At 37.2% G+C, this 2,195-nt stretch carries 2 protein-coding genes; both read right to left on the bottom strand.

The window, feature by feature from the left end:
* Positions 1–19 precede the first annotated feature (19 nt).
* Positions 20–1,732, bottom strand: coding sequence for a phosphoenolpyruvate--protein phosphotransferase (gene ptsP / locus V7659_RS20500; RefSeq protein WP_335541844.1), 1,713 nt, complete (start codon positions 1,730–1,732; stop codon positions 20–22).
* Positions 1,732–1,998 (bottom strand): phosphocarrier protein HPr, encoded by a 267-nt coding sequence (locus V7659_RS20495; protein ID WP_144548718.1) that lies wholly within the window; start codon positions 1,996–1,998, stop codon positions 1,732–1,734. The genes ptsP and V7659_RS20495 overlap by 1 nt, the downstream gene beginning before the upstream one ends.
* Positions 1,999–2,195: the final 197 nt, after the last annotated feature.

The raw sequence follows: 2,195 nt of genomic DNA, 5'->3' as shown, positions 1-2,195 counted from the left end.
GGTCTTTTTGTGATTATAATTACTTTGTCGCAGCATTAACTGCTTCGATAACCTGATCAGTTGTTTGCATATTTAAAACTTCTTGAGCAAGCTTTTCCATATCAGATTTTTTCAAATTCTTGATTTGAGAGCGAGCTTTTAAGATTGATGTCGCACTCATTGAAAATTCATCAAGTCCAAGTCCGATGAGAACTGGAATGGCTGTTTCATCTCCTGCCATTTCCCCGCACATACCTGTCCATTTTCCTTGTGCATGAGCTGCATCAATTACCATTTTTACTAATCGTAAAATGGATGGGCTATATGGCTGGTACAAGTAAGAGACACGCTGATTCATCCGGTCAGCAGCCATAGTGTATTGAATTAAATCATTTGTACCGATACTAAAGAAATCTACTTCTTTTGCAAATTGATCCGCTAAGATAGCCGTTGACGGAATTTCTACCATAATACCAAGTTCAATACCTTCGGCAACTTTTTGGCCTTCAGCAAGAAGTTTTTGCTTTTCTTCTTCAAGAATCGTTTTGGCAGCACGGAACTCATCTAGAGTTGCAATCATTGGGAACATGATTTTTAAATTTCCATAGTTGCTGGCCCGTAACAGTGCTCTGAGCTGGGTTCTGAAGATGTCTTGCTCTTCTAAACATAAACGAATAGCCCGGAAGCCCAAAAATGGATTCATTTCCTTTGGAAGATCCAAATAAGGAAGTTCCTTATCTCCACCGATATCAAGGGTACGAACCACAACTGGCTTACCATTTAAACCCTCTAATACAGCCTTATAAGATTCAAACTGCTCTTCTTCTGTTGGTAATTGATCTCTTCCCATATAAAGGAATTCAGTCCGATATAGACCTACACCCTCACCGCCATTTTCAATAACTCCTTTTAAATCCTTTGGAGTTCCAATGTTGGCTACTAATTCAACATGATGATCATCATTTGTTACAGTTGGTTCATTGACAAGCTTGGCCCATTCGGCTTTTTGAACTTCGTATTCGTCATGAATTTTACGGTACTGTTCAACAAGCTCAGGTGTTGGGTTAATATGCACCTCACCCTTTAGTCCATCAACAATGACAAGATCTCCATTATTGATTTCCTCTGTCGCTGACTTTGTTCCAACTACCGCAGGAATTTCCATTGATCGAGCCATAATGGCTGAATGTGAGGTACGACCACCAATATTTGTTGTGAATCCTAAGACAAATTGTCTGTTTAATTGTGCTGTGTCGGAAGGAGTTAAGTCTTCAGCCACAATAATCACTTCTTCAGCAATCATACTTGGATTAACTAGCTGCACACCTAATAGATGAGCTAATACACGCTTGGTTACATCACGAATATCTGCTGCACGTTCTTTCATATATTCATTATCCATCTGTTCAAACATCATAATGAACATATCTGCTGATTCCTTTAATGCAGATTCAGCATTTACTTTATCAGACTGAATTTTATCTTCGATTGGAGAATTTAATTCAGGGTCACTTAACACGAGTAGATGTGCTTCAAAAATCGCTGCTTTATCAGCTCCAAGGTCTACTTTGGCACGGTCACGAATTGCTTCGAGTTCTGTTTTAGATTTCTCTATTGCCTTGCGGAAACGGTCAACCTCGGCAGCAGCATCATCAATTGTTTTTGTTTCAAATGATAAATCTGGTTCAACAAGTCGGTATGCTTTTGCAATAGCGATACCATTTGATGCGGCTATCCCCTGTAAAAAAGTCATTATTCTGCCAATCCTTCTTTTTTCAATGTCTCTTCAAGGCTATTTAATGCATCGTTTGCATCGTTTCCTTCTGCAGAAATGGTAATATCAGCCCCTTGGCCAACACCTAGAGACATAACGCCCATAATTGATTTTAAGTTAACTTTTTTACCTTTATATTCTAAATGAATTTCAGAATCAAATCTGCTTGCTGTTTGAACTAATAAAGTTGCGGGTCTAGCGTGGATTCCTGTTTCTGCGATTATTTTAAATTGCTTTTCTGACATGCTAATCATACTCCTTTAATATTTATATAAAATTCAAACTTGCTTCATTAAAAATAAACATTTCTCATCATTTAGTCAACTAAATCAATAATTAACTAAAGAATAAAAAAATCATTTCTTTTCAGCTATTTTTACCAAAAAAGAAACAAACATGTAATGAATAATACCATTTTGGGCTTATTCAAACAACTGAAAAA

Origin of the sequence: Neobacillus drentensis (genome assembly GCF_036966985.1) — a bacterium.
In the GTDB taxonomy this organism is placed as follows: Bacteria; Bacillota; Bacilli; order Bacillales; family Cytobacillaceae; genus Neobacillus; species Neobacillus drentensis_E.
This window is presented reverse-complemented; position numbering and strand designations above follow the sequence as displayed.

Coding starts and splice junctions, on each gene's coding strand:
- V7659_RS20495 (WP_144548718.1), bottom strand. CDS start 1,998: ATGTCAGAAAAGCAATTTAAAATAATCGCAGAAACAGGAATCCACGCT.
- ptsP (WP_335541844.1), bottom strand. CDS start 1,732: ATGACTTTTTTACAGGGGATAGCCGCATCAAATGGTATCGCTATTGCA.